Below are 26,573 nucleotides of genomic sequence, written 5' to 3' on the forward strand. Positions count from 1 at the left end.
CTGACGCGAAAACGTCATCCACCGCGCAGGCGTGCGCGCCCGCGGCGTCATACCCGTGAAGTCCCGCCGGCCCATACTGCCGCGCCCACAGTCCAAGGATCCGATATGCCCAGGACGGCCTCCGCCGCCACCCTTCCCTCCACGGCCCCCCAGGCCGCCCGCCACGGGTCCGTCCACGCCGGATCCCCTGCCCGCAACAGGCCTGCGCGATTCGCACGCGCCGGCATCCACGCCGCCTTGACGCTGGGCGCCGCCCTCGCCCTGCCCGCGCCCGCCCTCGCCGCGCTGCCCATGGCCGTCGACGGCCAGCAACTGCCCTCGCTGGCGCCGATGCTGGAACGGGTCACCCCCGCCGTGGTGAATATTTCCGCGCAGGACGAGCCCGACCCGCAGGCGCGCATGGCCGGCGGCGGACGCCAGAATGTGGGCTCGGGCGTGATCGTGGACGCCACGCAGGGCAACATCCTGACCAATCACCATGTGGTGCGCGGCGCCTCGGCCATCCGCGTCTCGCTGCAGGATGGCCGCAGCTTCAGCGCCAAGGTCGTGGGCAGCGACCCCGATACCGACCTGGCCGTGCTGCGCATTCCCGCTGAAAACCTGCAGGCCCTGGCGCTGTCGGATTCCAGCGACCTGCGCGTGGGCGATTTCGTGGTGGCCATCGGCGATCCCTTCGGCCTGGGGCAATCCGCCTCGTCGGGCATCGTCTCGGCGCTGGACCGCTCGAACCTGCGCGCGGCCGGCTACCAGAACTTCATCCAGACCGACGCCTCAATCAATCCCGGCAACTCGGGCGGCGCGCTGGTCAACCTGAACGGCGAGCTGGTCGGCATCAACACCATGATCTACACGCCCTCGGGCGGCAACGTGGGCATTGGCTTCGCGATTCCGTCCAACCTGGCCGCCGAGGTCATGCGCCAGCTGCTGCAGCACGGCCAGGTGCAACGCGGCGGCCTGGGCCTGGACACGCTGGACATCACCCCGCGCAACGCCCGGCTGCTGGGCCTGGCGCCGGGCTCCAGCGGCGTGGCGGTGGCGCGCGTGGCCGACGGTTCGCCGGCGCAGCAGGCCGGCGTGCAGGCGCGCGACCAGATCGTGGCGGTGGACGGCAAGCCGGTTTCCACCAGCGCCCAGCTGCGCAACGCCGAGGGCCTGCTGCCGGTGGGCAAGCAGGTGCGCCTGAGCCTGCTGCGCGGCGGCCAGCGGGTGGAGGCGACGCTGCGCATCGAGCCCGAGAAGAACGAACGCTTTCATGGCGGCTCGCTGGACGCGCGGCTCAACGGCGTGGAGTTCGCCGAGATGGCGCGCGAGCAGCGGCTCAAGGGCAATGACGGCGTGGTGGTCAGCGCCGCCTATCCGGACCGGGGCGCGGTCGCGGCGCGGGTGCAGCGCGGCGACATCATCATCGGCCTGAACCGGCGTCCGGTCAGCAAGCTCGCCGACCTGCGCGGCCTGCTGGCCGACACCGCCGGGCGGCCGCTGCTGCTGACGCTGATCCGCGGCCGGGCCATGTATCACCTGCAGGTGAACTGAGGCCGGCGGCGTCGAACTCCCGCGCGCCGGCCAGCGTGGCCGGCGCGACCAGGATGGCCGGCGCCGCGCGGCTCGAACGGGCTGCGTGGCGCCGCCCGGACTGCTGGCGCCGCGCCGCTCAGACCATCGCAGCGCGCGGCGGCTGCGGCCGGCTGCGCATCAGCCCGGCCAGCGTTCCCAGCGCCTGTTCCAGCTGCGCGCGATCAGCCTCGGCGCCCAGCGACACGCGGATGGCGTTGGGCGCGTCCACGCCCGCGCGGAAGGCATCGGAAGACGCCACGCTCAGGCCCTCGTCGCGCGCCGCGCGCGCCAGCGCGTTCGCCGTCCACGGCGCCGGCAGCGCCAGCCATTGGTGAATGCCTTCGGCCGGCTCGGCCTGCGTCAAGACGGCCGCGCCCTGCAGCACGCGCCGCGCCATCAGCTGGCGCGCCCGGGCCTCGGCGCGCACGCCGTCCAGAATGTCCTGGGCCGCGCCGCTGGCGATCCATTGCGCGGCCAGCGCGCTCATCAGCGGCGTGGCCATCAGCGCGAAGGAACGCATCGACGCCAGCACGTGCGCGCGGCTATCCAGGTCCGGCGCCAGCACATAGGCGGTGCGCAGCCCCGGCGTCAGGCACTTGGCCAGCGTCGAGATATGGAAGACCGAGGCGGGCGCCAGGCTGGCCATGGTGGGCGGCGCGGCGTCCAGGAACAGGCGATAGGGATCGTCCTCGATCACCTGCGCGCCGCAAGCTGCGGCCGAGCGCAGCAGGTCGCACCGCCGCGATTCCGTCAGCGTGCGCGTGGTGGGATTCTGCAGCGTGGGATTCAGGTAGACGAGACGGCTGCCGCTTTCGCGGCAGGCCCGCTCCAGGCCGGTCGGCGTCATGCCTTCGTCGTCGGTCTCGGCCACGACGATGCGGCGGCCCAGCTGTTCGGCGGCGGCCAGCAGTCCGGGGTAGACCAGCGGCTCGGAGACGATGGCGTCGCCGGCCTGGCTGCAGGCCAGGATCACGGCGGCCAGCGCCGCCTGCGCCCCCGGCGTCACCAGCACATGCCCGGCATCGACCGGCTCGGCCGCCTGCGACAGCCACTGCGCGCCGGCCGCGCGCTCGGCGGCGCTGCCGCCGGCCAGCTGATAGGTCATCAACACATGCACGTCCTGGCGCTCCATGACGCGCGCCATTCCCCGCCGCAGCAGCTCCTGCATGTCGCAGCCCAGCGGCGGCGGCGGCAGGTTCATGCCCAGGTCCAGCACCAGCGCGGCCGGCTCGGCGCGGCGCGAAATGAAGGTGCCGGCCGCGCCGCGCGGATCCAGCAGGCCGCGCAGGCCGGCTTCGTTGTAGCCGCGCGTGACCGTGGTCAGATCGATGCCCAGGCGCTGCGCCAATCCGCGCTGCGGCGGCAGGCGGTCGCCCGGCTGGAGCCGGTTTTCCGCGACGGCCCGTTCAATCAGGTCCGCGATCTGCCGGTAGCGGGGACCGCTGCCGCGCGCCAGCCGCAAGGGCCAGATTGCATATAAATCGTCGTCTTGCATGGGTCTTTCTGCACCGAAATGTCGCAATGTATGGATGATTCCAATCAATTAGTAGGGTAACAAACTCAGATTGAATCCATACATATCGAACCTTGCATGGGTCCGAACCATGCAGGCGCAGTGCCCCCGCCCCAGCCGGACCCTGGCGAATGCATGGACTTGACGTCCGCAACCCGGGGATATCACATGCCCGACTCAGCAGCCCGGAGCCGCGCCGGCGGTCCACGGAGCTCCCGCGTTCGCCCCGCCGGCCCGGATGCGGGCTCTCCACAAAGGTTTGCTATAAGAACGCCTGTAGCAGCTTTTTTGTGGGACGAAGATAGTGACCATTCAAACCTTGCGCCGTTGCGGCATCGTGCTCGGCCTAGCCGCGCTGGCATCCGGGTGTTCCATGGTGGGCCTGGGCGACCGACATTACGGCGCCACGCCGGTCACCAATGAATGCCGCTGGAATCGCAGCGGTTGCCTGTATGACGGGAAGTACGAAGCCGGCGAGAAGGAATACGCGGAAGAGGAAGCGGCGCGCCTGAACCGCCAGCAGCTGGAGCGGCTGCGCGGCCGATAGGCCAACGACCGCGACGCATTGCCCTGCCGAGACGGCCGTCAGGCGACGGCGCGGCAATGCGGAATGGCTAGCGCGCATTGCGCGCCTGCTGGCGGCGTCCGCCGCCAGCGTCAACGATATGTCTACTTGGCCTTGTCGCAGGCCAGCACGCCAGCCTTCGCCCAGTTCTCGTCGGTGGTTTCGGCGAAGAACAATTGCACCGCGTCCGCGGGCAGTTGATACACCTCTTCAAACGCCTCGGTGATCCTCTTTGCCAGTTCACGCTTGAGTTCAACGGAACGCGGCGATTGCTGGATGGTGACGATGGGCATGCGACAACTCCTTGAATGGATGGGGCGATACAGCGAAACCTGACGGTGTACCACAATGCCCTTCCTCGGCGCCTGCGCTGCGCGGCGAGAACCCTTTTCAACGGTTATACCGAACTGAGGTGCTGCCCGTCTCTCCCTGAAGCGCCTGAATCTCCGACTCAATTACCCCTGTCACTGCTGCGTGATCTGCGTGCCATGCCTGCTAGATTGATTGGCGACGAACTGGCTTGGCTGACCGGACGCCAGGGAACCTGACTGTCGGCGGCGGTAGCTTGGTCATCGTCGCCCGCAACTTCCCAAGCCATCCCAATGGCAACGTCCATTTTGTCGGACTCCGCATTGCCATGTCCTGCGTGCGGTCCGATTGACAAAGATTCGGACAACCCCATTGTGTATGGTTGTGTAGAATTCATGATTGCACGGATGAACAGCGCAGACCTCCTCAAGCAACTGAAAGCCGATGGCTGGTACCTGGTTCATACCGTGGGTTCCCATCATCAGTTCAAGCACCCCACCAAGCCCGGCAGGGTTACGGTGCCGCATCCCAAGAAGGACTTGCCGATGGCGACTCAGCGCGCCATCCTCAAGCAAGCCGGCCTGCGATAGGCGGACGGCACAGGAGAACCTCATGTTCTACCCGATCCACGTGCATAAAGAAAAAGGTAGCGCCTACGGGGCTTCCTTCCCCGACTTCCCCGGCTGCTTTGCCGCAGCCGACGACTGGCAAGACCTGCCGCGCGCAGCCCAGGAAGCCGTTGAGGCGCACTTCCACGGCGAGGCCGAGACAATTCCCGCGCCGTCCGCCCCCGAAGCATGGGTCAGCCACGAGGACTTCCAGGGGGGCTACTGGATGATGGTCGATATCGATCTGTCGAAGGTCAGCACAAAGGCGGTAAGGCTCAATATCAGCTTGCCCGAGAACCTGGTCCATCGCATCGACGAGGCCGCGCAAACCCGGCGCATGTCGCGGTCGGCATTCCTGGCCATGGCCGCAGAACATGAAATGACCGCCGCCTGACATGACCTGCCGGATTTCCTCGTACCGCCAATAACTTGGAAAACGGCTTGGGTTAAGCAGCCTTCAATCCCTCTGCAACCGTGACACCCAATCGAAGAACGGCCATCGCAATCGCGCCCCCCCCCTGCGCAATCACCTATTAAGAAAAGCGCGCCGCCTGCCGTAGCAGCCCGAAAGCACATCGCATCCATTCGGGGGGAGCTGCCGTGGTCGAGCGCAATCGCCAACAAGCAAAGTGGCTGCTGAAGGCAGTTTTCATCTCATGCGCGGCCAGCTTCCCGCATTCCGCCAGCGCCCAATTGGTCTCCAGTACCGGAGAAGTGGTGCCCGGGTCGGTCCAATCGCCCAACTGGACGATCAACGGCGACCTGACCGTCGGCGACACGACCACGGGCAGCTTGACCATCGACGCCGGCGCCACGGTCTCCAACGATCTGGCCACCATCGGCAATCTCAATGGGGCCGTGGGCACCCTGACGGTGTCCGGCCGGAACGGCGGCGCGGCATCGACCTGGACCAGCGCTGGTCTGGTGTCCGTCGGGGTCGAATCGGGCAGCCAAGGCACGCTCAAGGTGCAGGCCGGCGGCCAGGCGCGCAGCGATGCGGGCATCATCGGCCGCGATAGCGGCAGCGTTGGCACCGTTACCGTGTCGGGCGGTGGATCCGTCTGGCAGCTTTCCACGATCAACTCGTTCCAGATCGGCACCGGCGGCAGCGGCACGCTGCGGATAGACGATGGCGGCGCGGTGCACAGCGGCCAGGGCATCATCGGCTGGCAACCCGGCGGCAACGGGCTCGTTACCGTGACGGGCGCCGGATCGGTCTGGGATCCGCTGAACAACATCTATGTCGGTTTTGAAGGGACCGGCGAACTGCAGGTCCAGGACGGCGCCGCTGTCCACACCCAGGGACCGAGCGGGCCGACTTCCGCCGCGTCGATCTATATCGGGCTCCAGGCGGGCGGCGTGGGCACCGTCAACGTGTCCAGCACGACGGCCAACGCCTCGACCCTGAGGGCGAGCGACCGCATCGAGATCGGCTCGGCGGGCACGGGAACGCTGACCATCGACAAGGGCGGGATCGCGGGCGCCGCCGCCGATACCTGGATCGCCGTCGCCGGCGGCTCCACCGGCACGCTGAACCTGCTCGGCGATGCCAGCGGCCGTGGCGCGCTGGAGACCGGCTCCGTCGTCAAGGGAGCCGGCGCCACGGCTTTCAACTGGAATGGCGGCATCCTGCGCGCCATTCGCGATCAGAATGATTTCCTGAACGGCTTCGCCACGCAGGCGATCGGCGCCAATGGCGCCTGGTTCGACACGAATACCTACGACGTGGTCATGGGCACCGCCTTCTCGGGCGCGTCCAGCTTCAACAAGCTGGGCGCCGGCACGCTGACGCTGTCGGGCAACAGCGCGGCGTTCACGGGGAACACCGCCATCCGCACGGGCACGCTGCAGGTGGACGGCATCCTGGGCGGACCCGTGAATGTGCTCGCAAGCGCGCGGCTGACCGGAACGGGACGCGTCGGCGCGACGGCCAACCAGGGCGCCATCGCGCCGGGACCGCGCAACGGCTTCGGCACGCTGACGATCGCCGGCGACTATGCCGGCCAGGGCGGCGGCCTGGAAGTCCGCACGCAGCTTGGCGCCGACAACTCGCCGACCGACAAGCTGGTGATCACGGGCGCGACCGCCGGCGCGACGCCAGTCACGGTGAAGAACGCGGGCGGCGCGGGCGCGGCGACCCAGCGCGGCATACAGATCGTGCAGGTCAATGGCGTCTCGGCGGGCCAGTTCAACCTGGCCAACGGCGATTACGTCATCGACGGGCGTCCGGCCCTGGTGGCCGGCGCCTACGGCTATGTGCTGCAACAGGATCCGGCCGACGGCGGCTGGTATCTGAGATCGTCCCTGACCGATCCCGGCACGCCCCAACCCGGAGGCGGCAACCCGGGCGCACAGCCGCCCTTGCGCTACCAACCCGGCGTGCCGGTCTATGAAGCCTACGCCAACACGCTGCTGCAGCTGAGCAAGCTGCCGACCCTGCGCCAGCGGGTCGGCAATCGCCTCTATGACCCGGTGGACGTCGGCCGCAACGGCGTGTGGAGCCGGATGGAAGGAACGGCGAGCCGATACGATCCCGCGACGTCCACGACCGGCGCGCGCCAGGACATCGACAGCTGGAAAGCACAGTTCGGCGTGGATCGCATCCTGAACGGCGAGCGCGACGGCTCCCGCCTGGTGGGCGGCCTGGCTTTTCACTATGGCAAGGCCGACACGCGCGTGTCCTCGGCCTACGGCAACGGCAACGTCGACACCACCGTCTATGGCCTGACGCCCACGCTGACCTGGTATGGCGCGAACGGCGTCTATGTCGACGTCCAGGCCCAGGCGAACTGGTTCGACAGCGACCTGAAATCACGCGCGGCGGGCAAGCTCAGGAATGGCGAGAAGGCGCACAGCTACGGGCTGGGCATCGAGGCGGGCAAGGCCTGGGACTTGAGGCAAGGACTCGCCTTGATCCCGCAGGCGCAGCTGACGTACCTGTCGACCCGCTTCGGCAGCTTCAACGACCGATTCGGCGCGCGCGTCGAAAGCGACAAGGGCGACAGCCTGCAGGGCCGCGTCGGCATCGCGCTGGACTACAAGCGCGACTGGCAATCGAGCGGCGTGAGCCGGCAAGCCAGCGTCTATGGCGTGGTCAACGTCAAGCATGAATTCCTGGACGGGACGCGCGTGCGCGTGGCCGACGTGCCGGTGAGCAGCCGGATGGCGCGCACCTGGGGCAGCGTGGGCCTGGGCGCGAATTACGGCTGGGGAGGACGCTATGCCCTCTACGGCCAGGTCGACGCGGATGCCGATTTCTCCGGCAGCCATGTGGTCACCGCGACCGTGGGGTTCAGGATGATGTTCTAGCGGCGGCGGGCCAGTGACGACAACCGCCGCCGCCCCGGGCGACGCTCAGACGGCGGTTGTTCCGGCTCTCATCCCATCTTGACCATGACGTGCCGCGCGACCGTGTAGTCCTCCAGTGCGTACATGGAAAGATCCTTGCCGTAGCCCGAGGACTTCAGGCCGCCGTGCGGCATTTCGCTGGTCAACATGAAATGCGTGTTGACCCAGGTGCAGCCGTATTGCAACCGGGCGGCCGTCGCCATGCCACGCGAAATATCCCGGGTCCAAACCGATGAGGCCAGACCGTATTCGGAGTCGTTGGCCCAGCGCACCGCCTCGTCGGCGTCGTCGAACCGCGTCACCGAAACGACGGGGCCAAAGACTTCGTGCTGGACGATTTCGTCGCCTTGCAGCGCCCCGGCCACCACGGTTGGCTCGTAGAAAAAACCGCCGCCGTCTCCCGCGCGACCGCCCGCCGTGATCTCGATGTGCCTGTTTTCAGCGGCCCTCCGGACAAAGGACTCGACGCGGGACTGCTGCCTGGCCGAGATCAGCGGCCCCAGGTCATTGTCGTCATCGTTGGGCTGGTCGAACTTGAGGCGCTTGACCGCGTCCGAAAGGTCGGCAACAAGCTTGTCATAGATCTTCCTGCCGGCATAGATGCGGCAGGCGGCGGTGCAGTCCTGGCCGGCGTTGTAGTAGCCGTAGACCTTGACGCCTTCCACGACGCTGGCCAGGTCGGCGTCGTCGAAGACAATGACCGGCGCCTTGCCGCCCAGCTCAAGATGGGTTCGCTTGACGATCTTGGACGCGGCCTGCAGCACCTTCTTGCCCGTGCCGATATCGCCGGTGAGCGAGACCATCGCCACCTTCGGATGATGGATCAGCGCGTTGCCCACGCTCGCGCCGCGCCCCGTGACCACGTTGACGACCCCGGCGGGAAAGATGCCCGCGATGATCTTCGCCAGTTTCAGCAAGGTCAGCGGCGTCTGCTCCGATGGCTTGATCACGACGGTATTGCCGCCGGCAAGCGCGGGGGCCAGTTTCCAGGCCGCCATCATCAGGGGGTAGTTCCACGGCGCGATGGACGCGACGACGCCGATCGGATCGCGACGGATCATCGACGTGTGGTTGGCGACATACTCGCCGGACGCAGCGCCGTGCATCGTTCTCGCGGCGCCGGCGAAAAAGCGGAAGCAATCGGCGATCGCCGGGATCTCGTCCTCCAGCACGCGGATACGCGGCTTGCCGCAGTTGAGCGCCTCGAGCGTCGCGAAGTCCTCGCCCGCGCTCTCGATGGCGTCGGCCAGCTTCAACAGCAGGCGCGAGCGCTCGGCGGGCGTGGTCCGCGCCCAGGCGTCGAAGGCCTTCGACGCCGCTTCGACCGCCGCGTCGACCTGCTCGACCGAGGCTTCGGCCAATTCAGTCAGCAGCGCCCCGGTCTTCGGATTCAGGATCTTCTCTTTGGCTTCCGCGCCCGCGACAAAGGCGGAACCGATCAGCAGTTCATGGTCAAACACGCGACTCTCCTGTTTACGAAATTAGCTTGCGGACGGGCCATGGGCCATCAGGCCGGAACGGCGGCCACCGCGTCCACGGCCTCGGCACCCCGGACGCCCGCGGCAAGGATGAAATCCGCCGCCTTCTCGGCGATCATGATCGTGGGCGCATTGGTATTGCCACTCACGATGGTCGGCATGATGGAGGCGTCGATGACGCGCAGGCCGCTCACGCCCCACACACGCAGCCGGTCGTCCACGACGGCCATCTCGTCGCTGCCCATCTTGCAAGTCCCCACCGGGTGGTAGACGGATTCGACGTTCTCCCTCAGATACTGGTCGATCTGGGCATCGGTCGTGGCCTGCGGGCCGGGGGCATACTCCACGCCTCGATAGGGGTCGAACGCCTTTTGCGCCAGGACTTCCCGACCTATGCGAATCCCCTCGCGATACACACGGATGTCATCCGGATCCGAGAAATAGTTTGGCTGAATGCGCGGGTGCTGAGTGGGATCCGCCGACTGGATCTTCAACCAGCCCCGACTCTTGGGACGCGAAATATTGAACAGCGGCGTGAAGCCGTGCTCGGGAATGACGACCCGACCGTTTTCGCGGTACATGATCATCTCGAAGTGGTACTGGATGTCCGGGGCGATCAGATCGGGCTGGCTCTTGACGAAGGCCAACGCTTCCACGCCGTGATACGCGCCCGGGCCTCCCTTGTCCCACATATAGCGCGCCAGGGCAGCGGCGGCGCGAACGGGACGGATGTAGGTCAGGAGCGAGTTCGGCTGCGTCGAACGGCATTGCACGCCCACGGACAGGTGATCGTGCAGGTTCTGGCCCACGCCCGGCAGCGCCGCCGTGACCTCGATGCCCAGCGAGCGCAGATGCGCCGGATCGCCAATGCCGGACAACTGAAGCAGCTGCGGCGAGTTGATCGCGCCGCCCGACAGCAGCACCTCCTGATGCGCGCGGAGCACTTCCTTGCGGCCACGGCGAAGGAACTCGACGCCGACCGCGCGGCCGCGCTCGACGATGACGCGCGTGGCCAAGGCCTTGGTGATGATCTTGAGGTTCTTCCGCTCCTTCACCGGATGCAGGTAAGCGAAAGCCGTGCTCGCGCGGATTCCCTTGTCTTCGACGGCCTTGATCGTGCTGTCGCAGGGACCGAATCCCTCCTGCTCACCGCCATTGAAGTCATCCCGGTACGGGTATCCGGCCTGTACGCCAGCCTCGACGAACGCCTTCGACAAGGGGTGATGAACACCGTAGCGGCTCGTATGCAACGGTCCATCGTGCCCATGGATCGGACTGCGCGGTCCGTTCCAGTTCTCGGCGCGAAGAAAATAGGGCAGGCAATCCCGGAAGGACCAACCGCCGTTTCCCAACGCCGCCCAATGATCGTAGTCCGTGGCGCTGCCTCGGATGTAGATCATGCCGTTGACGCAGCTGCATCCGCCCAGGACCTTCGCCCGTGGCCAGAACAGCCGTCTGCCGGCAAGATGCTCCTGGGGCTCGGTGTGGTAGCCCCAGTCGATCTGCCCGGTTTTCATCAATTGGAAATAGCCGGCCGGCATGCCGATGAAGGGGCTGCGGTCCCAGCCGCCGGCTTCGATCAGCGTGACGTCGACGGCCGGATTCGCGGATAGTCGATTCGCCAGGACGCAACCCGCGGACCCGCCGCCGACAATGATGTAGTCCGTCACAGTGCTGCCCTCGCTCGCAGGTTATGGGGGAAAGTCATGACACCAGACCCGCGCTCATCGGCTCCAGCCGCGCATCGACGATGCGGTTGACGGCGTCGATGAAGCTATCGATGTCCTCGTCGGTCATCGGGGTCGACAGGAATGCCTTGCCGGTGCGGGCGATATGGAAGCCCGCCAAGGTCAAGGCGCGCTGAAGCGCGACAACGCGCCTGGTTTCCTCGGGGGTGGAATAGCCCGAGCGGTAGTCGGTCACTTTGCGGCCATGGCCGAACACCATGAAGCTGGACCCGAAGCCGGTGACCTGTCCTGGAAAGCCGGACCGCGCGAACGCCTGGTTCAGCGCCGCCATCAGCCGGGAATTGAGCTGTTTCATGCGATCAATCGCGGCGTCGTCAAGCAGATCCAGCGTGACCTTGCCCGCGGTCATCGTGACCGGATTTGCCGTGAAGGTGCCGCTCCACGGCAAGCCGGGCTTGCCTTGGCGATGGTCATAAATCTGCATGAACTCACGCCTCCCCGCCACCGCGCCGACGGGAAAGCCGCCGCCGATGATCTTGCCCAAGGTAGTCAGATCCGGCTGGATGCCCAGCAGCGTTTGGACGCCGCCCGTGTGACACCTGAACGAGATGACTTCATCCAGGATGAAAAGCGCCCCAATCTCGCGCGTCACGCGTTCAATCATGTTGGTGAAGCGCTGGGTCGCCTGCACGAACCCCAGATAGCTGGGCACCGCGTCGAGCAGGACGGCTGCGATGTCCGCGGCATTCGCCCGGATGATCCGCTCGGCGGCTTCAACGTCGTTGAATGGAATGACCACCACGTCGTTCGTCACCCCTTTGGGCACCCCTTTCGAGTAGCCGATCGAGTTCGGATCCTCGCCCCAGTTCGACGGGGAAGAATCCAGGCTGACCTCGGCGTAGTCATAAGCGCCGTGGTAAACGCCTTCCGCCTTGACGATCTTGGATCGGCCCGTGATCGCGCGGGCGGCTTTGATCGCGCTCATGACGGCTTCCGAGCCCGAGTTGCAGAATCGCACCTGTTCGAAGCTCTCGGCCCTTGCGCATATCGTTTCCGCCAGCGCGACCTCCTGCTCCGTGGGAAGCGTAAAGGCGGTTCCATTGCCGACCTGGCGCCGAACGGCCTGCACGACGCCCGGATGCGCGTGGCCGTGGATCAGCGAGGCGAAGTTGTTCAACAGGTCAAGGCGGCGCGTGCCGTCCACATCGACCACGTAAGCCCCTTGCCCATGCGAGGCGTAGACCGGGAAAGGCTCCTGCCATGGCAATGTGCGCGTGATACCGCCGGGCAGCACTTTCAAGCCGCGTTCATACAGGTCCCGGGAACGGGAAGCCAGGTCTGGCCATTGAGCCATGCTTGCACTCCAAAGGGTTGAGGGACGATGAGGACGTCGCGCGCCGTCAGGCGTGACGGCGCACACGGGTATTGGCGATCGGCTCGCTCGAATAGACGCCGAACCGCGGCTGCGTGGCGCGTTCCAGCGCGCTGTAGCCGTAGTACAGCTCGGCCATCATGAACGCCCAGGTGAACAAGGCCGCGGTGTAGAACAGCGTGCGGTCCGCGTCATCGCCGGGCAGCGGGACATAGTCGTACAAGACCGCGATGGCCAGGCCGCTCAGCGCCACGACAGCCGTTCCCATCGCATGCAGCGTCTCGCCCGCCTTCCACAGCCGCCGGGCGAAGTACGCCAGATAGACCAGGAAGACCAGGCCCATCAGCAGGTAGAACGGCGGCTTGTAGAGCGCCAACGCCGGCGCATGGTCGGCCGCCACCAGCACGGCGGCGCCCGCGAAGCCGAGCAGGAAATAAAGGACATCCGCGAAGCGCGACGGCTGGTAGTTGTGGGTCACCGCCATCATGCCGGCGACCGCAACCACCGGAAAGCCGAAGGACCGCGAGAATGCATCGAAGAAATGCGCGACGCTGTAGCCAGACTCCCACCCGAAGAGCGCCCACAACAGGAAATGAGAGCCCGAAAGAGCCATGATGAACCATTCGATCCCGCACAGATAATTGCGCTTCCTGAGGAACTTCACGCCATAGATGACCCCGGCAAGAATCAGCAGGACATCGGCCAGCAAAAGGAAAATCGCATTCATGATGAAGGGGCCTCGGTGAGAGTCGAGCTCATTTGTCCCGAGCCGGCAGCGGCGTGCCGGCCCGGACTCATTCGTGCAGCATGGCGCCGAATCGCTTGATGCCGTGCCGCATCAGTTGTTGCGCGCCGGGCGACCACGGTCCCATTTCGAAGAAGCCATGGATCATTCCCGGACCTGGCATATGCTCCGCCGGGCTGCCGGCCGCGTTCATGGCCGAGGCGTAGGCAGCGCCCGAGTCGCGCAACGGATCGAATTGCGCCGTCATCACCAGCGCCGGCGCCAGCCGGCTCAGATCCTTGGCCCGCAGCGGCGCCAGGCGCGGATCCGTCAGGTCCAGATAGGCGCCCGCGTAATGGCGGTAGAACCAGTTGATGGTCGCCACATCGAGCAGGTATCCCTCGCCGTTCTCCACGACGCTGGGGTATTGCGCCGTCACATGATCCACGGCGGGATAGATGAGGAACTGCGCGGTCAGCGCGATACCTTCATCGCGCAACCGCTGCGCGACGACCGCCGAGAAATTGCCGCCCGCGCTGTCGCCGGCGACGCCGACATTGTGGTTCCCGCCCAGCTCGTGCGCATGCGCCACGATCCACTTCGTGGCCGCGACGGCATCTTCAACGCCGGCGGGAAATGCATGCTCGGGCGCCAGCCGGTAGTCCACCGCCACCACCACGGCCATCGCGCCGCGACAGATCTCCCGGCAGATGTTGTCGTGCGTTTCCAGGTCGCCAATGACGAATCCACCGCCGTGGAAGTAGGCCACGGTCGGAAACGGCCCGTCGCCTTCGGGCCAGTACACGCGGGCCTTCAATGGCCCGGCGGCGCCGCCGACGGTCGTGTCCCGCACGCGGGCTACGGGTACGACCTGCTCGGGCGTCAGCGCGCCGGCCGTCGTTGCCAGATAGAAGGCCCGGCCTTCCTCCGGCGTGCCTTCGTGCAGCGGCTTCGCGCCGGCCTCAGCCAGCAGCTGCATGGCGCCGGCAATATGGGGATCGAGGGACATGGAATGACTTCCTTTGTTCAGGGATGAGGGGGTCGCCAGCGCGCCGGGTGCTCAGCGGTACGCCAGGGCCGCTTCGTCGGGCCGTGCCGCGGGGAACGAAACCCGCTCCTCTTCGTACTCCAGGCCTTGCTTCCAGGGATGACGATCGCCCTGGCGAGGCAGCAGGTGCAGCGCCCGCATGATGTAGCCCGAGTTGACGTTCTCCGGATCGATCCAGGGCAGGCGCGGCATGTCTGCGTCCGCGACAGGCACGGTGGGAACCACCATGTCGTGACCCGCTTGCGCCATATGCTCGACGATGCGGCACGCCAGATCGGTGACCAGATCCGCGCGCAGCGTCCAGCTTGAGCGGAAGTAGCCCATGACGTAGGCCATGTTGGGAACGCCTTCGATCATCATGCCGCGATAGCTGACGCGCTTGGCGAAGTCCACCGATTCGCCATCAACGAAAAATGGCACGCCGCCGAATACCCGCATGTTGAAACCCGTCGCAGTGACGATGATGTCGGCGTCAAGACGCGCGCCGCTGACCAACTGGATGCCCGTGGCGTCGAAGCGCTCGATGCCGTCGGTGACCACTGACGCCTTGCCGGAGCGGATGGCGGCGAACAGGTCGCCGTCGGGAACCAGCGCGATGCGTTGCTGCCATGGGCGATAGCTCGGGTTGAAGTGCTTCTCCACGTCGAAGCCCTCGGGCAGGAGCCCGCGCGCCTGCTCGACGATCCACGCGCGCATTTCCTCGGGATGTTCGAAGGACATGCGAACTTCGCCGTCCACCTTGGCGACGAAGGCGCGCCGCATGATCTCGTGCACCCAGTCGGGGCGCACACCCAGTTCGCGCAGCTGGGTCTCCAGCGGATGGATGGGAGAATCCGCCGCGAAAAACGTGGGCGAACGCTGCAGCATGGTCACGTGCGCCACGGCGTCCGCCAAGGACGGGATCAAGGTGGCGGCCGTGGCGCCCGAGCCGATGACGACCACGCGCTTGCCCGTGCAGTCGAGTTCTTGCGGCCAGTGCTGCGGATGCACCCACTGCCCCTTGAAATCACGCATGCCAGGCCACTCGGGCGTATAGCCCTTGGCGTGATCGTAGTAGCCCGAGCACATCCAGAGAAAACCCGTCGTCAGCGTCAGCGTCTCGCCCGAATGCGTGCGCGTGACCTCCAGCGTCCAGCGCTTGTCCCGGGACGACCACCGGGCGGCCGTGATCTTGTGCCCGTAATGGATATGTCGCGCCAGATCATTTTCCTCGATCAGCTCCCCCAGGTAGGCGCGGATCTCGTCGGCCGTGCCGATGGCGCGTCCGGTTTCCCAAGGCTTGAAGCTGTAGCCGTAGGTGTAGCAATCGCTGTCCGAACGCGCGCCGGGGTAGCGATGCGTCCACCAGGTGCCCCCGAAGCCGTCCATCGCTTCGAGCACGGCGAATGAGTGATCGGGAAATCGCTTGTGCGTGTTGTATGTGGCGCCAAGACCCGAAATGCCGGCGCCCACAACGATAAAGTCAAGATGCTGGCCGTTCACGAGCGCGGCCTGAGGTTGCTTGATCACGGTTCTCTCCAGGTTGCCTGCAATTGGAAATCAGAGCTTGAGGTAGTCGCCCAGTTCGCTGTAATTGACCTGCCAGAGGCCGGGCGAACCGATGGGGTACTGCGAGCGGAATCCGAGCAGGCGCTGGACGCGCGGCGAAAGCTGTCGAACGATGTCCATGCTGACCAGGAAGGGGTAGGCCTCTTCGCCAGTGAGAAAGCCGGGGTTGAAGGCGAAGGCCACGCCTCGGCGGTACTGGTCGGTGGTCAGGTTGGCGCCGCCGCCATGAGCGGTCTTGCCGCTGTACAGGAGCACATCTCCAGCCTTCATCCTGGCGGCGATGGTCTGCTCCGGCGTGCCGCGATCCTCGAAATCCTCCCAGCGGTTGCTGCCGGGGATGATCCGGGTGGCGCCGTTCTCTTCGGTGTAGTCGGTGAAGGCGATCATGAAATTCATGGCGGCCTCGGGTCCCTTGGGTCCCATGCCGATGAACGGATACCAGTTCTCCAGGTCGCGGTGCAGCATCTGCGCCTTGTTGCCGGGGCCGATTTCGATCACCTGCGCGGTGGTCATCCAGTACGAACCGGATTCCTCAAGGAAGATCGCGTCGAGTAAGTCATGCACCAGATCACAGTCGAGGATTTCCTCGCGGAAGGTCTTGCTGTACGTGACCAGATTTGTCAGGCGCTTGGTGTTTGCGCCGTGGAATTCGGCAATCAACTCGATTTCGTGCGTCGATCCCGGCGCGAGGGCGTCCATCGGCCCCTGGATTTCGGCGTTGAAGCTGTCGATCTGTGCCTTGGTGAGGAAGTTCTTGATGATGACGCCGCCGTCTTGCTTGAGGATCTGGAGGATCTCCGCAATGGGCGTCGAGGTCGTGACGGTGCGCAAAGCGCTGGTGGGCCGGGTCATGAAGCATCTCCATTGTGTCGGATAGCGTTGACTTATTTTGTTGGTCAACCGACCAACTGAATGCATCATGAAATATGCCAAGCCATACCGTCAAGGTCGGGAAAACCCGTCCTTCGGAGATGAAATTTCGTGTTTATTCAGCTGTTTTAAACATATTCCTCGATCATTCCCTGGAAAAAATGCCCGGCATCGCCATAAGAAATCGCCCATTATTTAATTGGTCAATTGACCTTTAATAATCCAGGACGTCTACATGGCACAGCAGGGCTGAGCCAACTGTTCCCGCAACGAAAAACGCGAGATCGCCACGCCGATGGCCGGCGTGATCGCTCATGGGCGTGACGCAATGACCGCTCCAGGCCGATGTGTTCGTCCCTTGCGACTGGCACGGCGGGCGGCCCGGCGAAGAAATGCGCCTGTTACGATACGAATTTCCGGCATCGTCAGCGCTTCCTCATTCCAGGCGCGCGTCAGTCGCCCGTCATGTCGACCCCGCAAGCCCCTTTCATCCACGAAGGGATCGCGGTCGCTGGGAAGCAACTGGAGCGCATCGGGCCTGGGCTCCCTCGGTCTGGGGCGCGATGGATTCGATGGCCGCCCGCCACGATGCGTACTCCCCTCGCGGCGCCTGCCCCAGCCGAGGGCTCACTCGCCTCGGCCGAGAACTTGGTTGACTGCCTCATGACGCCATCCTCGCTCTTTGCGAAACCCGGGACGGTCCACCGGATTCACTGATTGCATACCGCCAGAATCACCAGGGATCCGACAGACTTCCATCCGTGCCATGACCAAACACCAAAGCGAAAATACGTCGTCCGCCGCCGCCAGGACAAGCGCGCAGGGCGTGCGAGCCGAGCAGTCCGAGCGCAAGCGCGCGGCCATCCTGAAAGCGTCGAAAGAGGTGCTGGCGCAAGGCTACGCAGAGTTTTCGCTGCGCAAAGTGGCTGCCGCCGCCGGCGTGCGGCTCAGCACCGTGCAGCATCATTTCGGCGATCTGGAGTCGCTCATTCTTGCAACGATCGACTCCTCGACCGAGGAGTTCATGCGCTATTCCAGACAACTGGCGCAAGGCCAGTACGAGTCCCCGACCGATGACCTGAGAGTCTTCCTCGATGACGCCTGGACGTTTGTCCGTAACGTCAACGTGCGGAACCTGTACCTGGAAGTGTGGGCAATGGGCCGCCACCGCCCCGTCGTCGCGGACTCTCTCAAGCGGATCTACACCGAGTACATCCAGGCATTGATCCTGATCCTGCGCAGAATCAACCCGAAGCTGACGCAAACCGAAGCCCACACCACCGCCACATTGATCTCCTGCCTGACCGAAGGCGCCATCGTGATGACCCACTGGGGCAACCAGGATGCCCCCGCCCAGGGTCTTCTTGGCATACGCCTGAAAGCCGCATGTCTTGCCCTTGTGGAACCGTCTGATGGAGAGGCCGGAAAGCGCGCTTGACGCCGGCGTCAGACCGGCGATGCGCAATGGACGTGCCTGCATTGCGTGGCGCCAACGCCCGCGTCGCGCAGGCCCATGGTCTGCCGGGGCTTGCGCAAGGACCGAGATTGCAGGGGAGAGAAAGGAAGAAGCAGGGAAATGCGCGACGTAGAGGATTCGAACCTCTGACCTATTGCTTAGAAGGCAATTGCTCTATCCAACTGAGCTAACGTCGCCCTGAAATCCGCCCCTCCCGACCACGCGCCGGGAAGATCCGCGCCCTATGCGACCAGGTTGCGGTCACGTTGCGGCCAAGCTGCCGCCGCGCGATGGGTTTGATGCCCGGAAAGGTGCCGGGCGGGCGCATTTTACCTTGTTGTGCCAAGCAAGGGAAAAAGACGGGCAGGCCCTGCTATTCCTCGCCCAGGTCCGTGTGCGTGGACACCCACAGCACCAGCGCGTCTTCCTTGCTGACGCTGATGACCCGGTGTCCCATGCGGCTGTCGATGTAGAAGCTTTCGCCGGCGCGCAGCCGGGCCGGCTCGTAAAACTCGGTGTACAGCTCGACCTCGCCGCTCAGCACGTAGACGAATTCCTCGCCATGGTGGCGGCTCCAGTCCTGGAATTCCTCGAACGAGCGCGCCTTGACCCGGGTGTGAAACGGCATCATGCGCTTGTGCGACAGCGCCGTGCACAGCAGGCGGTGGTCGTAGTACGGGGTTTCGTACTGGCGCCCTTCCCCCTGGCGGCCCAGGCTGCGGCGGCCGGTGCCCATGTGCGCGTCGGACGGGGTGAACAGCTCGGCCACGTCCAGCTCCAGGCCGGCGGCGATCTTGATCAGGTTGTCATAGGTGGGCGACAGCAGGCCGTTCTCGATCTTGGACAGAGCGGACGCGGACACGCCGGTGGCCGCCGCCGCCTGCTTCAGCGTCCAGTCCCGCGCCTGGCGCAGGGCTCGCAGCCGTTGTGCCAACACGCTCTGTTTGTTGCCTTGCATCTGTACACCCTGTCAGCGCGACCGGCGCTCCCGCCACCAGTCGCGCGCTTGATAAGACCAATATGTGAGCTGGACCGCCGCCCGGCCCAGCGCGCCGCCGTTCCAGGCCAGCCCGAAGGGCTGGAACAGCTGGTAGCGGTGGCTGTCGCCGGTAATGCCCTCGGCCACCACCCGGCCGCCGATGGAGGCGGTGTTCATGCCGTGCCCGCCGAAAGCCGTGCAGTACCAGACGTCCGGCGCCAGCAGGCCGATCTGCGGCATCAGGTGCCGCGCGTAGGCCATGCGCCCCGACCAGGCGGTTTCCACGCGCAGGCCCCGCAGCTGCGGATAGACCGACAGCAGCTCGCGGCGCAACGCCTCGGCCAGATCCGGCGGGTCGTCGATCCGGGTGGTGATTCTACTGCCCCAGCCGATGCGCCCGCCATCGAGCACCCGGTAGTAGTTGCCGGCGCGGCGGTCGTCGCCGATGGCGGCGTCGCTGCGGATGGCTTCGCGCACGCGTTCGCCCAGCGGCTCGGTCAGCATGATGTAGGTGGCGATGGGCAGCATGGCCCGGCGCAGCGCGGGTTGCAGCGCGCCGGTGTAGCCGCCCGTGGCCAGCACCACGGTGCGCGCCTCGACCCGGCCGCCGGCGGTGGCGACCTGCTTGACCGCGCCGTCCAGCGCCAACTGCTGCGCCGGCGAGTCCTCGTGGATGCGCACGCCCAGCCGCGCGCACTCCCGCGCCAGGGCGCGCGCGTAGTTGAGCGGATGGAAATGGAAGGACGTGGGATCGTCCACGCCCTGGAAATAGGCCTCTGTCACCAGCCGCTCGCGCAGCTGGGCGCGCGACAGCACGCGCACGTCGCGCTCGAAGACCCGCTGCTGTTCCTCGCACCAGCGCTGCAGCGCGTCGCCGGCGTCGTAGCGCACCACGCGCAGGCGGCCGTCGACCTTGTGGGCATCGCGGATGTTCAGGTCGCGGATGTTGGCGCGGATGATCTCCACGCCCTCCATCGACAGCCGGTAGAGCGCGCGGTAGTGTTCCTCGTCCACATGGCGGCGGATGGCGTCGGCCCCGGCCGAGAACGCGGGCGAGACCGAGCCGCCGTTGCGGCCCGAGGCGCCCCAGGCGATGCGGCTGCCTTCCAGCAGCACGACCTGCCGGCCGCGCCGGGCCAGTTCCAGCGCCGCCGACAGGCCGGCCAGGCCGCCGCCCACCACGCAGACCTCGGTGCTTTCCGGGCCGGCCAAAGCCGGATAGCGGGTCTGCGGGTCGGACAGCGTGCGTTTGTAGTAGGTGTCGACGTACTCGGTGGGCATGGTGCTGGGCGGCGTCCGTTCTAGTTGAGGCTGGCGCCTTGCAGGCCGCCGGCCAGCCGCTTTTCCAGCCAGTTGGCCAGGCGCAGCAGCGGATAGCAGTACAGGAAATAGATGGCCGCGATCATGGCGTAGATGAACAGCGACTTGGCCGGGAAGGTGATGATGAAGACCTCGCCCTGGCGCGTCAGCTCGGTGATGCCCACCACGGACAGGATGGCCGTGCTCTTGATCAGCATGACGTACACCCCGCTCATGGGCTGCACGATCAGCCGCAGCGCCTGCGGCAGGATCACCAGTCGCAGGATCTGCAAGGGTTTCAGGCCCAGCGTCATGGCGCCTTCGGTCTGGCCGCGCGGCACGGCCTCGATGGCGCCCCGGATGATCTCGGCCACGTAGCAGGACGTGTAGACCGACAGCGACACGAAGGCCGCCGTGGCCGAGTCCCAGTGCAGCCACGCGATGCCGGAGCTGGGCAGCACGAAATAGAAGATGTAGAGCTGCACCAGGAACGGCGTGCCGCGCAGCACGTGGATGTACAGCCCCAGCAGCTGATGCAGGCCGCGGATGCGGTAGCTGCGGACCACGCCGATGACGAAGCCCAGCAGCGAGCCGGCGATGATGGCGAAGAACGAGATCTTCAGCGTTTCCCAGAAGCCCTTGAGCAGGAAGGGCAGCACCACGCCGGCGGTCGACAGGTAGGATTCCAGCATGCTCACCTCGCGTTCCAGGCCGGGCCGGCCAGCCACAAGCTGACGCCGCGCGACAGCAGCAGCATGACGCCGTAGATCAGCAGATAGCCCGCGGCGATGGTCAGGAAGCTCTCGTTGGGCACGATGCGCTCGCTGTTCATCTGCACGCCGGCGGCCACCAGCTCGAACACGGTGATCAGCGACAGCAGCGAGGTGTCCTTGATCAGCACCGCCGTCTGGCCCAGCAGCGGCGGCAGCGTGTTGGCGAAGGCCTGCGGCAGCACCACGTAGCGCAGGCGCTGGCCGTAGTTCATGCCGCAGGCCTTGGCGCCCTCGACCTGGCCGCGCGGCACCGACTCGATGCCGACGCGGATGATCTCGCTCATGTAGGCGGCGTGGTGCAGCGTCATCGCCATGATGCCCAGCGCCATCTCGCTCCAGCCCTTGGCGCCCGGGATCAGCATGGGCACCGCGTAATAGACCAGGTAGATCTGCACCAGCAGCGGCGTGGCGCGCACGAACTGCACGTAGCTGGCCACCGGCCGCCAGCACGGCGCGCGCGGCGACATGCGCGCCAGCGCCAGCGGGATGCCGGCCAGCACGGACAGCACCAGGCTGGCGCCGGCCGCGATCAGCGTGTTGGCCAGGCCAGACGCGAACTGGCCCGCGTACTGGCTGACGATGCGCCAGTTGTAGTAGTCGATCAACCAATCCATGCGCGCTGCCCCCGGCGGACCGCCTCAGTGCTCTTTCTCTCAGTGCTCTTTCTTCCAGTCGGTGGAGTACCAGTACTTCACCTGCTCGGGCAGCGTGTTGTCGGCGGTCTTGAGCGTCTGCCAGTTGTCCAGCCAGAATTTCAGGCGGAAGGCGTTGGGCGCCACCGCGAAGGCCAGCGGCTCGCGCACCATGATGCCGTCCAGCACGCGCAGGTTGCCGAAGTCCATCAGGAACTGGTTGGCGGTCGACATGGACATGATGCCGGCGTCCAGCCGCCCGCTGGACAGCGCCTGGCCGACCGGCGCGCTGCCGCCGGAGAACTCCTTGAGCGTGGCCTTGGGCAGCATCTTCTTGCCCACTTCCGCGTAGGTGCTGGCGCCCAGCGCGCCCACCGTGACGCCGGCCTTGTCCAGTTCGGCGTAGCTCTTGTAGGGCGAATCCTTCGGCACCACGGCCACCGTCTCGGCGTAGAACATCGGCGCCGAAAACAGCACCTGGGCCGCGCGCTGCGGCGTGGGCGTCATGTCAGCCGCCACCATGTCGGCCTTGCCCGACAGCAACGCGGGGATCAGGCCCTTCCACTCGTAGTCCTGCAGCACCAGCTTCACGCCCAGGTCGTCGGCCATGCGCTGGGCGACCTCTACCGCCAGGCCGGTGCGCTTGCCGTTCTTGTCCATGAAGCTCATCAGCGGTCCGGAGGTCTGCACCGCCACCCGCAGCTCGCCGCGCTTGATGATGTCGCCCAGCTCGTCGGCCTGCGCCGGCAGCGCCGCCGACGCCGCCGCCCAGGCCACGCAGGCCGTGCCCAGCCATTGCTTGATCTTGAACATGCTCTACCCCTTGAATGTGTGGTCTGACGTCATTCCGGGCCTGCCATCCGCGCGCCGGCGGCGCCCGGTTCAGCCGGGCCGGCGCGCATGCCGCCCGCGGGCGGCGACTGTATCGGCCTTGCGCCGCCGCTACAGGATCTTCTCCAGGAACGCCCGCGTGCGGGCCTCCCGGGGACTGCCGAACACCTCGGCCGGCGTGCCGGCCTCGATCACGCGGCCGGCGTCCATGAACAGGGCGCGGTCGGCCACGTCGCGGGCGAAGCCCATTTCATGGGTCACCACCGCCATGGTCATGCCGTCGCGCGCCAGCGCGCGCATCAGTTCCAGGATGCCGCCCACGGTTTCGGGATCAAGCGCCGAGGTGGCCTCGTCGAACAGCATGAGCTTGGGATCCATGGCCAGCGCGCGCGCGATCGCCACGCGCTGCTGCTGGCCGCCGGACAGCTGGCTGGGATAGCGGGCGCCGTAGTCGGCCATGCCGACGCGGCCCAGCAGCTCGCGGGCGTAGCGCTCGGCCTGGGCGCGGTCGCGGCCGCGCACCACGCGCTGCGGCAGCGCCACGTTGTCGAGCGCGTTGCGATGCTGGAACAGATTGAAGTGCTGGAACACCATGCCCACGTCGGTGCGCCAGCGGTTGATGTCGGTGGCGGGATCGGTCAGGGACACGCCGTCCACCGTGATGGCGCCGCTGTCGATGGTCTCCAGGCCGTTGAGCGTGCGCAGCAGCGTGCTCTTGCCCGAGCCGGACGGGCCGACCACCACCATGACCTCGCCCCGGCGCAGCTCGCAGTCGATGCCGGCCAGCGCCAGGTGGGCGGGCTGCCCGTCGCGCCGGTAGGACTTGGTGACTGCCTGGACTCGCAGCAGGGGTTCAACGGCCATCAATGCTCCCGATCGGGTGACTCGGGATGCCGGCGCACGCACGCCGGCATCCGGGGGGTTTCGCATTTACAGCTTAGGTTTCGTATAGTAAATTTTTTTCCGAAATCGCCACTTAGGCATAACCCTGCCCCGCACCGCAACCCAAGGAACCGGCATGGACACTTCATCTGACATCCTGCGCGCACTCGGACTCGACCCGGCCGCGCTTACCGGCGGCACGCTGGCCGCGCGCAGTCCCGTCGACGGCGCCGAGCTGGCGCGGGTGCGCGAACACAGCGTGGCCCAGGCGCATGCCGCCATCACCCGCGCCCGCCAGGCCAGCCTGGCCTGGCGCGACGTGCCGGCGCCGCGCCGTGGCGAGCTGCTGCGCCTGTTCGGCGAAACCCTGCGCGGCCACAAGCGCGAACTGGGCCGGCTGGTGAGCCTGGAGGCAGGCAAGATCCTGGCCGAGGGCGAAGGCGAAGTGCAGGAAATGATCGACATCTGCGACTTCGCCGTGGGCCTGTCGCGCCAGCTGTACGGCCTGACCATCGCCTCCGAGCGCCCCGGCCACCGCATGATGGAGACCTGGCATCCGCTGGGCGTGGTGGGCGTGATCAGCGCCTTCAACTTCCCGGTGGCCGTGTGGTCCTGGAACGCCGCGCTGGCGCTGGTCTGCGGCAATGCCGTGGTGTGGAAGCCGTCGGAAAAGACGCCCTTGACCGCGCTGGCCTGCCAGGCGCTGTTCGCGCAGGCCGCGCAGCGCTTCGGCGATGCGCCGGCCGGACTTTCCGAGGTGCTGATCGGCGGCCGCGAGATCGGCGAGGCGCTGGTCGATTCGCATGCCGTGGCCCTGGTGTCGGCCACCGGCTCGACCCGCATGGGCCGCCAGGTCGGCCCGCGCGTGGCGCAGCGCTTCGGCCGCGTGCTGCTGGAGCTGGGCGGCAACAACGCCATCATCGTCGGTCCCAGCGCCGACCTGGACATGGCCGCGCGCGGCATCGTCTTCGGCGCCATCGGCACGGCCGGCCAGCGCTGCACCAGCACGCGCCGCCTGATCGTGCACGACAGCGTGGCCGACGAGCTGCTGCGCCGCCTGCACCAGGCCTACGCCAGCGCCCCCATCGGCAATCCGCTGGACGCCGGCACGCTGGTCGGTCCGCTGATCGACCGCGCTTCCTACGACGCGATGCAGTCGGCGCTCAAGGCCGCGGTCGAGCAGGGCGGCAAGGTCACCGGCGGCGAGCGCGCGCTGGCCGAACAGTATCCCGACGCCTGGTACGTGCGCCCCGCCATCGCCGAGATGCCGGGCCAGACCGACGTGGTCTGCCACGAGACCTTCGCGCCCATCCTCTATGTGATCCGCTACACCGACTTCGCCCAGGCGCTGGCGCTGAACAATGCCGTGCCGCAAGGCCTGTCGTCGGCCATCTTCACCAACGACCTGCGCGAGGCCGAGACCTTCCTGTCGGCCTCGGGCTCGGACTGCGGCATCGCCAACGTCAACATCGGCACCTCGGGCGCCGAGATCGGCGGCGCGTTCGGCGGCGAGAAGGAAACCGGCGGCGGCCGCGAATCGGGCTCGGACGCGTGGCGCAACTACATGCGCCGCGCCACCAACACCATCAACTACTCGCGCCAGCTGCCGCTGGCCCAGGGCATCAAGTTCGGCGAATAGGGACGGCGCGCCGGCCGGCCCGGCGCTGTTTCAATGCCTACATAAGCACAGGCGGGCTTACAGACGGTTGCGGAGGGCGATGCTACATTGCTTCGTCCTTCTGACCTCGTCCGCCTCCATGCGCATCCACCACTCGAAACACGCCCTCCCCGCCCTGCACGTCCTGTCCGCCGCCCTGGCGCTGGGCATGGCCGGCACCGCCGCGGCCGGCGTGTCGTACCGGCTGGACCGCCCCTCGGCCGCCCCCGGCGACACCGTCACCATCGAGGCGGTCTACTTCAACGAAGGCAATGCCCGCGCCACCTGGGAGGCCCCGCCCGAGCTGGTGCTGCAATGGCGCGGCCAGGACGGCCAGATCGTGCGCAGCCTGGCGCGCCTGCAGGGCGAGCAGGCGCGCTACAGCGTGCCCGTCAACAACTTCGCGCGCCTGGCCTGGTCGGCCGAGGTGCCCGCCAGCGCGCGCGGGCTGCAGGCCGTTTCCATCGAGGGCCAGCCCGCCATGATGGCGCTGGACGCCACCGGCCGCGACAGCGGCACGCTGGCCAGCACGCCGGCACAGGGTCCGGTGGTGGATGCGCGCAGCGGCCAGCCGGTGCCCGCGCCCGAAGTCGCCGCCGCCGGCGCCTCGGTGCAGGGCGGCCCGTCGCCCGACGCGTCCGCCGCGCCCGGCCAGGCGGACGCCTTCTCGCGCTTTCGCAGCGCGATCTCCGAATACAAGCCGGTGTATTTCGACATCGGCACGCGCGGCAAGACCACCGCGCGCTTCCAGATCAGCGCCAAGTACCGCCTCTTCAGCCCGGCCGCCAACCGGCCCGCGAACTGGTACGAGAACTTCTATCTGGGATACACGCAGACCTCGCTCTGGGACCTGCAGAGCGACTCGATGCCCTTCATCGACACCACCTTCAATCCCAGCGTGTTCTGGCTGTCCGACAATCTCTGGTCCTCGGAAAGCCAGAACTGGCGCCTGGGCGTGAACGTCGGGGCGGAGCACAACTCGAACGGCAAGGACGGTCCCGATTCGCGCTCGGTCAACGACGGCTACGTCGAACCGCGCTTCCACTACCGCCTCGACGGCGGCAGCACGCTGACCTTCGCGCCCAGGATCAAGGCCTATTTCGGCGTGGCCAGCGAGAACCCGGATTACGCCGACTACGCCGGCCGCGTCGACTGGCAGCTGCGCTGGGCCCAGGACAACGGCGCCGTGGTCACGGCCCTGTACCGGCAGGGCGACCAGCAGCGCCGCACGACTCAGCTGGATTTCGCCTGGCCGCTGCAGCGCACCTGGCTGAACATGAACGGCTACCTGCACCTGCAGTATTTCAACGGCTATGGCGAGACGCTGCTGGGCTACAACCGGCGCGAGGACTCGCAGTTCCGCGTGGGCCTGTCCATCGTGCCCTGAGGCCCGGCGGCAGCCGGCGGCTCACAACGCGGCCCGCGCGCCATCGAAGGCG

The 26,573-nt window shown here is 66.8% G+C and carries 23 protein-coding genes and 1 tRNA gene; 8 read left to right on the plus strand and 16 right to left on the minus strand.

From position 1 onward, the window contains the following. Window positions 1-237: 237 nt before the first annotated feature. Entirely contained in the window at window positions 238-1,533 is a 1,296-nt protein-coding gene (locus AC6LJ9_RS11980) for a trypsin-like peptidase domain-containing protein (protein ID WP_498147717.1), read from the plus strand. Window positions 1,534-1,651: 118 nt separating this feature from the next. Here the strand turns inward: AC6LJ9_RS11980 and AC6LJ9_RS11985 are convergent, their stop codons facing one another. Beyond that, entirely contained in the window at window positions 1,652-3,049 is a 1,398-nt protein-coding gene (locus AC6LJ9_RS11985) for an aminotransferase-like domain-containing protein (RefSeq protein ID WP_498147718.1), read from the minus strand. Between the two features lie 322 nt (window positions 3,050-3,371). Here AC6LJ9_RS11985 and AC6LJ9_RS11990 point away from each other — a divergent pair, with 322 nt between their 5' ends. Continuing rightward, a complete protein-coding gene (locus tag AC6LJ9_RS11990) occupies window positions 3,372-3,614 on the plus strand; it encodes a hypothetical protein (RefSeq protein WP_103275569.1) in 243 nt (80 codons plus the stop codon). Between the two features lie 122 nt (window positions 3,615-3,736). Here AC6LJ9_RS11990 and AC6LJ9_RS11995 read toward each other — a convergent pair whose 3' ends face one another. Then, entirely contained in the window at window positions 3,737-3,979 is a 243-nt protein-coding gene (locus AC6LJ9_RS11995; RefSeq protein WP_392413270.1) for a tautomerase family protein, read from the minus strand. Window positions 3,980-4,348: 369 nt separating this feature from the next. On the opposite strand from AC6LJ9_RS11995, the gene AC6LJ9_RS12000 reads away from it, so the two are divergent. The 3 genes from AC6LJ9_RS12000 (at window position 4,349) to AC6LJ9_RS12010 (ending at window position 7,858) form a co-directional block, all read left to right on the plus strand. Further along, window positions 4,349-4,531 carry a type II toxin-antitoxin system HicA family toxin gene (locus tag AC6LJ9_RS12000; protein ID WP_498147719.1) on the plus strand — a complete coding sequence of 61 codons (183 nt, stop codon included), beginning with the start codon at window positions 4,349-4,351 and terminating at the stop codon, window positions 4,529-4,531. 22 nt (window positions 4,532-4,553) lie between these two features. After that, window positions 4,554-4,943, plus strand: a complete 390-nt coding sequence (locus AC6LJ9_RS12005; protein ID WP_103275571.1) for a type II toxin-antitoxin system HicB family antitoxin — start codon at window positions 4,554-4,556, stop codon at window positions 4,941-4,943. Window positions 4,944-5,149: 206 nt separating this feature from the next. Next, the gene (locus AC6LJ9_RS12010; RefSeq protein ID WP_498147720.1) at window positions 5,150-7,858 is read left to right on the plus strand and encodes an autotransporter family protein; all 2,709 of its coding nucleotides are present in this window, start codon (window positions 5,150-5,152) and stop codon (window positions 7,856-7,858) included. Between the two features lie 68 nt (window positions 7,859-7,926). On the opposite strand, the gene AC6LJ9_RS12015 is transcribed toward AC6LJ9_RS12010, so the two are convergent. The 7 genes from AC6LJ9_RS12015 to AC6LJ9_RS12045 form a co-directional block, all read right to left on the minus strand. Continuing rightward, window positions 7,927-9,342 carry a gamma-aminobutyraldehyde dehydrogenase gene (locus tag AC6LJ9_RS12015; RefSeq protein ID WP_498147733.1) on the minus strand — a complete coding sequence of 472 codons (1,416 nt, stop codon included), beginning with the start codon at window positions 9,340-9,342 and terminating at the stop codon, window positions 7,927-7,929. Between the two features lie 62 nt (window positions 9,343-9,404). Then, the gene (locus AC6LJ9_RS12020; protein ID WP_498147721.1) at window positions 9,405-11,045 is read right to left on the minus strand and encodes a choline dehydrogenase; all 1,641 of its coding nucleotides are present in this window, start codon (window positions 11,043-11,045) and stop codon (window positions 9,405-9,407) included. 34 nt (window positions 11,046-11,079) lie between these two features. Then, complete coding sequence (locus tag AC6LJ9_RS12025) at window positions 11,080-12,357, minus strand: aspartate aminotransferase family protein (protein ID WP_498147734.1); 1,278 nt, start codon at window positions 12,355-12,357, stop codon at window positions 11,080-11,082. A 106-nt stretch (window positions 12,358-12,463) separates the two neighbouring features. Then, window positions 12,464-13,144: a hypothetical protein gene (locus AC6LJ9_RS12030; RefSeq protein WP_498147722.1), complete on the minus strand. Its 681-nt coding sequence runs from the start codon at window positions 13,142-13,144 to the stop codon at window positions 12,464-12,466. Between the two features lie 85 nt (window positions 13,145-13,229). Then, window positions 13,230-14,168: an alpha/beta hydrolase gene (locus tag AC6LJ9_RS12035; protein ID WP_498147723.1), complete on the minus strand. Its 939-nt coding sequence runs from the start codon at window positions 14,166-14,168 to the stop codon at window positions 13,230-13,232. Window positions 14,169-14,219: 51 nt separating this feature from the next. After that, window positions 14,220-15,716 (minus strand): flavin-containing monooxygenase, encoded by a 1,497-nt coding sequence (locus tag AC6LJ9_RS12040; protein WP_498147724.1) that lies wholly within the window; start codon window positions 15,714-15,716, stop codon window positions 14,220-14,222. 30 nt (window positions 15,717-15,746) lie between these two features. Next, complete coding sequence (locus tag AC6LJ9_RS12045) at window positions 15,747-16,607, minus strand: phytanoyl-CoA dioxygenase family protein (protein WP_498147725.1); 861 nt, start codon at window positions 16,605-16,607, stop codon at window positions 15,747-15,749. Window positions 16,608-17,391: 784 nt separating this feature from the next. Between AC6LJ9_RS12045 and AC6LJ9_RS12050 the strand changes: the two genes are divergently transcribed. Then, a complete protein-coding gene (locus tag AC6LJ9_RS12050; protein WP_498147726.1) occupies window positions 17,392-18,063 on the plus strand; it encodes a TetR/AcrR family transcriptional regulator in 672 nt (223 codons plus the stop codon). A gap of 141 nt (window positions 18,064-18,204) precedes the next feature. Here AC6LJ9_RS12050 and AC6LJ9_RS12055 read toward each other — a convergent pair. The 7 genes from AC6LJ9_RS12055 to AC6LJ9_RS12085 all read right to left on the minus strand — a co-directional run bounded on the left by AC6LJ9_RS12055 (window position 18,205) and on the right by AC6LJ9_RS12085 (window position 23,459). After that, a tRNA-Arg gene (locus AC6LJ9_RS12055) sits at window positions 18,205-18,278 on the minus strand. A gap of 176 nt (window positions 18,279-18,454) precedes the next feature. Continuing rightward, complete coding sequence (locus AC6LJ9_RS12060; RefSeq protein WP_212319930.1) at window positions 18,455-19,039, minus strand: helix-turn-helix domain-containing protein; 585 nt, start codon at window positions 19,037-19,039, stop codon at window positions 18,455-18,457. A 12-nt stretch (window positions 19,040-19,051) separates the two neighbouring features. Continuing rightward, complete coding sequence (locus tag AC6LJ9_RS12065) at window positions 19,052-20,341, minus strand: NAD(P)/FAD-dependent oxidoreductase (protein WP_498147727.1); 1,290 nt, start codon at window positions 20,339-20,341, stop codon at window positions 19,052-19,054. A 20-nt stretch (window positions 20,342-20,361) separates the two neighbouring features. Further along, the gene (locus tag AC6LJ9_RS12070) at window positions 20,362-21,051 is read right to left on the minus strand and encodes an amino acid ABC transporter permease (RefSeq protein WP_103276596.1); all 690 of its coding nucleotides are present in this window, start codon (window positions 21,049-21,051) and stop codon (window positions 20,362-20,364) included. Between the two features lie 2 nt (window positions 21,052-21,053). Then, a complete protein-coding gene (locus tag AC6LJ9_RS12075) occupies window positions 21,054-21,746 on the minus strand; it encodes an amino acid ABC transporter permease (RefSeq protein ID WP_498147728.1) in 693 nt (230 codons plus the stop codon). A gap of 39 nt (window positions 21,747-21,785) precedes the next feature. Next, window positions 21,786-22,577, minus strand: a complete 792-nt coding sequence (locus AC6LJ9_RS12080; RefSeq protein ID WP_392409776.1) for an ABC transporter substrate-binding protein — start codon at window positions 22,575-22,577, stop codon at window positions 21,786-21,788. Window positions 22,578-22,706: 129 nt separating this feature from the next. Then, window positions 22,707-23,459, minus strand: coding sequence for an amino acid ABC transporter ATP-binding protein (locus AC6LJ9_RS12085; protein ID WP_498147729.1), 753 nt, complete (start codon window positions 23,457-23,459; stop codon window positions 22,707-22,709). 154 nt (window positions 23,460-23,613) lie between these two features. Here AC6LJ9_RS12085 and amaB point away from each other — a divergent pair, with 154 nt between their 5' ends. Both amaB and AC6LJ9_RS12095 read left to right on the plus strand, forming a co-directional pair. Further along, window positions 23,614-25,116 (plus strand): L-piperidine-6-carboxylate dehydrogenase, encoded by a 1,503-nt coding sequence (amaB, locus tag AC6LJ9_RS12090; protein WP_498147730.1) that lies wholly within the window; start codon window positions 23,614-23,616, stop codon window positions 25,114-25,116. 118 nt (window positions 25,117-25,234) lie between these two features. Further along, window positions 25,235-26,521: a phospholipase A gene (locus AC6LJ9_RS12095; protein WP_498147731.1), complete on the plus strand. Its 1,287-nt coding sequence runs from the start codon at window positions 25,235-25,237 to the stop codon at window positions 26,519-26,521. Window positions 26,522-26,573: the final 52 nt, after the last annotated feature.

The sequence above is a fragment of the Achromobacter sp. 1011811831 genome (assembly GCF_059760905.1).

What these genes read in the sequence shown, in the direction of transcription:
- AC6LJ9_RS12085 (WP_498147729.1), bottom strand. Translation starts at nt 23,459, where the DNA reads ATGGCCGTTGAACCCCTGCTGCGAGTCCAGGCAGTCACCAAGTCCTAC.
- AC6LJ9_RS12050 (WP_498147726.1), top strand. Translation starts at nt 17,392, where the DNA reads ATGACCAAACACCAAAGCGAAAATACGTCGTCCGCCGCCGCCAGGACA.
- AC6LJ9_RS12000 (WP_498147719.1), top strand. Translation starts at nt 4,349, where the DNA reads ATGAACAGCGCAGACCTCCTCAAGCAACTGAAAGCCGATGGCTGGTAC.
- AC6LJ9_RS12045 (WP_498147725.1), bottom strand. Translation starts at nt 16,607, where the DNA reads ATGACCCGGCCCACCAGCGCTTTGCGCACCGTCACGACCTCGACGCCC.
- AC6LJ9_RS12035 (WP_498147723.1), bottom strand. Translation starts at nt 14,168, where the DNA reads ATGTCCCTCGATCCCCATATTGCCGGCGCCATGCAGCTGCTGGCTGAG.
- AC6LJ9_RS12065 (WP_498147727.1), bottom strand. Translation starts at nt 20,341, where the DNA reads ATGCCCACCGAGTACGTCGACACCTACTACAAACGCACGCTGTCCGAC.
- amaB (WP_498147730.1), top strand. Translation starts at nt 23,614, where the DNA reads ATGGACACTTCATCTGACATCCTGCGCGCACTCGGACTCGACCCGGCC.
- AC6LJ9_RS12075 (WP_498147728.1), bottom strand. Translation starts at nt 21,746, where the DNA reads ATGGATTGGTTGATCGACTACTACAACTGGCGCATCGTCAGCCAGTAC.
- AC6LJ9_RS11985 (WP_498147718.1), bottom strand. Translation starts at nt 3,049, where the DNA reads ATGCAAGACGACGATTTATATGCAATCTGGCCCTTGCGGCTGGCGCGC.
- AC6LJ9_RS12060 (WP_212319930.1), bottom strand. Translation starts at nt 19,039, where the DNA reads ATGCAAGGCAACAAACAGAGCGTGTTGGCACAACGGCTGCGAGCCCTG.
- AC6LJ9_RS12005 (WP_103275571.1), top strand. Translation starts at nt 4,554, where the DNA reads ATGTTCTACCCGATCCACGTGCATAAAGAAAAAGGTAGCGCCTACGGG.
- AC6LJ9_RS12080 (WP_392409776.1), bottom strand. Translation starts at nt 22,577, where the DNA reads ATGTTCAAGATCAAGCAATGGCTGGGCACGGCCTGCGTGGCCTGGGCG.
- AC6LJ9_RS12095 (WP_498147731.1), top strand. Translation starts at nt 25,235, where the DNA reads ATGCGCATCCACCACTCGAAACACGCCCTCCCCGCCCTGCACGTCCTG.
- AC6LJ9_RS12070 (WP_103276596.1), bottom strand. Translation starts at nt 21,051, where the DNA reads ATGCTGGAATCCTACCTGTCGACCGCCGGCGTGGTGCTGCCCTTCCTG.